3 protein-coding genes are annotated in these 4,839 nt (G+C 60.3%); 2 read left to right on the top strand and 1 reads right to left on the bottom strand.

Annotated features, from left to right (window positions below):
• Positions 1-654 precede the first annotated feature (654 nt).
• Together ACI38B_RS02125 and ilvC are read left to right on the top strand one after the other, a co-directional pair.
• On the top strand, positions 655-2,010 hold the full coding sequence (locus tag ACI38B_RS02125; RefSeq protein WP_439729328.1) for an MFS transporter: 1,356 nt from the start codon (positions 655-657) through the stop codon (positions 2,008-2,010).
• Positions 2,011-2,504: 494 nt separating this feature from the next.
• Positions 2,505-3,557, top strand: coding sequence for a ketol-acid reductoisomerase (ilvC, locus tag ACI38B_RS02120; RefSeq protein ID WP_439729327.1), 1,053 nt, complete (start codon positions 2,505-2,507; stop codon positions 3,555-3,557).
• 382 nt (positions 3,558-3,939) lie between these two features.
• Here the strand turns inward: ilvC and ACI38B_RS02115 are convergent, their stop codons facing one another.
• On the bottom strand, positions 3,940-4,689 hold the full coding sequence (locus ACI38B_RS02115) for a hypothetical protein (protein ID WP_439729326.1): 750 nt from the start codon (positions 4,687-4,689) through the stop codon (positions 3,940-3,942).
• Positions 4,690-4,839 lie beyond the last annotated feature (150 nt).

Raw genomic sequence — 4,839 nt, 5'->3', positions numbered from 1 at the left:
CCCGGCGCCCTGATTTTGTGAACCGCATGATTCCAACGATTCCGTTGGGAGTTCTGGTGCAACCCGTCCCAATCCCACTGTTCTCCCGGGAGATTATGCGCGTGCCAATCAATTCGTCGCAATCTCCCGTGCCCGACCGTTTCCACCGCCTTCGGCTGCATCGCATCCGCATCCGACTGTATCCGACCTCACCCCACAACCAACCCCACTCACCCCACCACCAACCCCCACCGCATCGAAGTCAAACGTTCTACCCGTTGAAATTACAGGCATCCCACCATGTCCACATAGTGGACGCCGCTTCCCGGATCCGCGACCACCCGCCTATGGTTACGAACCAGTTGGGAAGACATCCCAAAGAGAACCGAAAGGAGGACGCCACGATGAACGGTCTGCTGTTGCTGCGAGTTTCCGCACGAATTATTAGCCCGTCTTCGTTGGCGGACTGATTTCGGTACATGCTGAGCCCCGCTGACGAATGCGGGGCCGGACAGATCATTCGCCCTGCATACATCGCGGGGCTTTTTTGTTGCACTGCAAATCCCACAAGGATCGCCACAGATTCGCAACCAGCATCCAGCTCAAAACAAAACAGAAGGAACCGTGTCGCGCGTGAGCAACGCCGGCACGTCCAGGAGCAATCCAGGAGCAATCATGACAGCAGTCGAACAGACGACTGGCCTTCAACAGGCCGCCGGCAAAGTGGAACAGATGACGCGCGATTCGGTTCGCACCGTCATTGCAGCTTCCATGGTCGGCACAGCCATCGAGTTCTATGACTTCTACGCATACGGCACCGCCGCTGCGAACTATTTCCCGAAGGTGTTCTTCAGCGACACGACCAATCCGACGGTCGCGCTGCTGATGTCGCTGCTCACCTTCTCCATTGCGTTCATCGCCCGCCCGGTCGGCTCCCTGATTTTCGGCCATTTCGGTGATCGCATGGGCCGCAAGACCACACTGGTCGTTTCCCTGTTGACGATGGGTATCGCAACCTTCCTGATCGGCTGCCTGCCGACCTACGACATGTGGGGCATCGCCGCGGTCGCGCTGCTGTGCTTGTGCCGCTTCGTCCAGGGCATCGGTCTGGGCGGCGAATGGTCCGGCGCCGCGTTGGTGGCGACCGAGAACGCGCCTGAAGGCAAGCGCGCACTGTACGGCTCCTTCCCGGAGTTGGGCGCTCCGATCGGCTTCTTCCTGTCGAACGGCACGTACTTCCTGTTGGAAAGCTTCAATAACAACGCCGCGATGCTCGCCTGGGGCTGGCGTGTGCCGTTCCTGCTGTCGAGCGTGCTGGTGATCGTCGGCCTTGTCGTGCGCGTGCAGATGGAGGAGACCCCGGTCTTCCGCCTCGCTCAGCAGCAGCACAAGGTCGTCAAGTCCCCGCTTACTGAGGTGTTCCGCAAGAGCTGGCGCCAGGTGATCCAGGCTACGTTTATCGTCGCTGTGACCTACACGCTGTTCTACACGCTCGCCACTTGGTCGCTCGCTTGGGGCACGAAGACCACCGCACAGGGTGGCGGCGGCCTCGGCTTCACGAACCGTGAGTATCTGCTCATGCTCATGATTGCCATCTGCGTGTTCGCACTGTTCATCGTGCTGTCCTGCGTGTATGCCGATCGCATCGGCCGCCGTCGCGTGCTCGTGTTCTCCTCGGTCGCACTGGTGGTGTTCGCTCTGGTGTTCCCGTACCTGCTTATGGGTCACCGCAACTTCTTCCAGGTCGAGCTGTTCCTGTGCGTCGGCTTTGCTCTGATGGGCATCGCGTTCGGCCCGATCGGCGCGTTCTTGCCTGAGCTGTTCGATGCGAACGTGCGCTATTCGGGTTCCGGCATCGGCTACAATCTCGCCGCGATTGTGGGTGCCGCGTTCGTTCCGACGATCGCCACCTGGCTGTCCCATCATTGGGGCGTGCGTTCGGTCGGCCTGTATCTTGGCGTGATGGCCGTGTGCTGCCTGGTCGCGGTGCTCAGCTGCCGTGAGACGAAGGACACCGATTTCACCAAGTGATGTCGGCGTGTGGAGCCGGTGGTCGCGGTTGCGGCTTTCGGCAGGCGGTCAGCGGATCGCCGGCTCCTCGTCATTGACGCGTCGCGGGTCGCAGCTTCGGCGTGCGTCCGCGGTCAATACCTGGGATATCTGAATATGGATATCTGACCATACATAACTGAATACGTAAGTACATAACGACATTTACGACATAACGACATAACTGAATATCGATTCCACTTTGGATTTTGGTGCGATTCCGAGGCGTGGCGGTTGGTTTTCCGCCCGCCGCGTCCCGGTTCCGCACTACGGTCCGGAGACCAACTACCCATGTGCTTGATGGCTTGCGAAAAAAGTTTTGCCGAGATGTTCAACTAGTGGAACGCGTTCGATACAGGACGCCGGTTCTAGTATGATGGGCATCAATCAAGGACAAAATCCTTTTTGCAGAAGTTACAAGCAAAGTGCCGGTATCAAGCCGGCAAGGGATTTTCCCAAAACAAGGAGTGCTACATATGGCAGCAACTATCTGGTATGAGAAGGATGCGGATCTCTCCGTGCTCAATGGCAAGAAGGTCGCCATTCTTGGTTACGGCTCCCAGGGCCACGCCCATGCGCTGAACCTGCGCGATTCCGGCGTTGACGTCGTCGTCGGCCTGCGCCCGACTTCCAAGTCCGTGGATTATGCCAAGGAGCAGGGCCTCGAAGTGAAGTCCGTCGCGGACGCGGTCGCTGAGGCTGACATCGTCATGATCCTGCTGCCTGATCAGTACCAGGCTCAGGTCTACAAGGAGCAGGTTGAGCCGAACCTGAAGCCGGGCGCTGCTCTGGCCTTCGCTCACGGCTTCAACATCCACTACGGCTACATCAAGCCGACCGAGGATCACCCGGTGTTCATGGTCGCCCCGAAGGGCCCGGGCCACATCGTCCGTCGTGAGTACACCAACGGCCGTGGCGTCCCGGTGGTTGTGGCTGTCGAGCAGGATCCTCGCGGCGACGGCTGGGATATCACCCTGGCTTACGCGAAGGCTCTCGGCGCTCTGCGCGCTGGCGCCATCAAGACCACCTTCAAGGAAGAGACCGAGACCGATCTGTTCGGCGAGCAGGATGTCCTCATGGGCGGCATCAACCACCTGTGCGACATGGGCTTCGACGTGCTGACCGAGGCTGGCTATCAGCCGGAGATCGCGTACTTCGAGGTGTTCCACGAGCTGAAGATGCTCGTCGACCTGGCTAACGAGGGTGGCCTGAACAAGGCTCGTTGGTCCTGCTCTGACACCGCTCAGTACGGCGACTACACCTCCACCGTGATCAACGAGGAGACCAAGAAGCGCATGGAGTATCAGCTCAAGCGCATTCAGGACGGCTCCTTCGCTAAGGAGTTCATGGATGACCAGGCTGCTGGCGCTCCGAAGTTCAAGAAGCTGCAGGAAGAGTACTCTCACCCGCACCTCGAGACCGTTGGCCCGAAGCTTCGCGCTATGTTCTCCTGGAACAACGTGAAGGACGCTGACGCTGATGTGGCTGAGTCCTTCAACGGCAAGATCGCTCGTACCCAGGTGCAGTGATTGCGGGCGGCGCTTCGGCGGCTGAGCCAGTGGCCGGCTAGCCGAGGTTCCGCATAGCGTTTGTATCATCGATGAGGCCGTCGTCCGGTTCGTCCGGCCGGCGGTCTTTTTGTATCTCCTCCCAAACTGGTGACGCTGGGGAGGCCACCAGCGTAGCCAGTTCGTGTACTCTCCCAAACTGGTGACGCAAACCAAAGGTCCTAGCGTAGCCAGTTTGTGATGGACGAGGCGGGGCTACACGCATGTACGCGTGCGCACTTCAACCTTCTACCGGCGCTGACAGACACCTCAGCGTCGGCATTGCGCACGGGCGCAGGCCCCCAGCTTTTCCACGCGTACCGGATTGCGACGGGTTGCGGCACATCTGGGCTGAAGACGCGGATTACGCCGTCGCCTTCGCCGGCCGTGTCGCCCGTCGTGCCGCTCGCCGCGCTACCCGCTGTACCCGGCTCGCTGAAGAGACCGGTCTTCCCGCCGTGTACTGCACAATCAGGCAGATTCGCGCGGCAGCATCATGGAAGACGCCGTCGGCGCCGGCGAGCTCAAATCCGGATTGCTCAGCCGAACGAGACACCGCATCCAGTCCGTCGGCGTTCGTCGTGCCGGGCACGGTCCCGTCGAATCGGAGTCCCGCAGCATGACGGTACCGCACCAGCACAGCTCCGCCGCGCTCGGAGTCATCGGAGCTGCCATCTGAGCCGTCGCCGCCACCGGCACAACCACCGGCACAACCGTCGGCAGAGTAATCAGCAGAGCCGTCGACCGCCCGTATTGCCAAGGGTTCCGGCCCACAAACGGCGATTTCGCGGCATCTGTACATCGTGCCCAACGCCATGGCGGCCGTGCGTTCGCCGACCGTGCGCTTGTCGTAGGGGTGGATGTTGTCGAACTCGCCGCAGTCAATAGTGCATACGGTGGCGACGCTTGGAATCTCGCGGCTTGCGGCCCATTGCGCGTCGCGGATGACTGGCCAGTCAAGCGGGTCGGCGTGCGCTTCGGCGGTCGCGCGGTCGATCCATTGCGGGAGCTGGATGATGATGAACGGCAGTTCGGCGCAATGTGCCGCATACTTGGGGCGAGCTGCGTACACGGCGGATGCGGCATCACCTGCGGCGAATGGTAACGATATCATCGTTGTCTTTCAAGGCATGAGCGCTGGGGAACCTTGGGGTTGCGCTGCTATAAGATGAAGGGGTTAACATGTACAAATACATATGAACTGAAGGGTGAAAGCCATGGGCAGTGGAAAGTCGAAGGTGACCATCACCGATGTGGCAAGAGC

The sequence above is a fragment of the Bifidobacterium sp. genome, from assembly GCF_051876855.1.
Lineage (GTDB): Bacteria > Actinomycetota > Actinomycetes > Actinomycetales > Bifidobacteriaceae > Bifidobacterium.
Note: the sequence above shows the minus strand (reverse complement) of the source record. Positions and strands in the feature narration are given on the sequence as shown.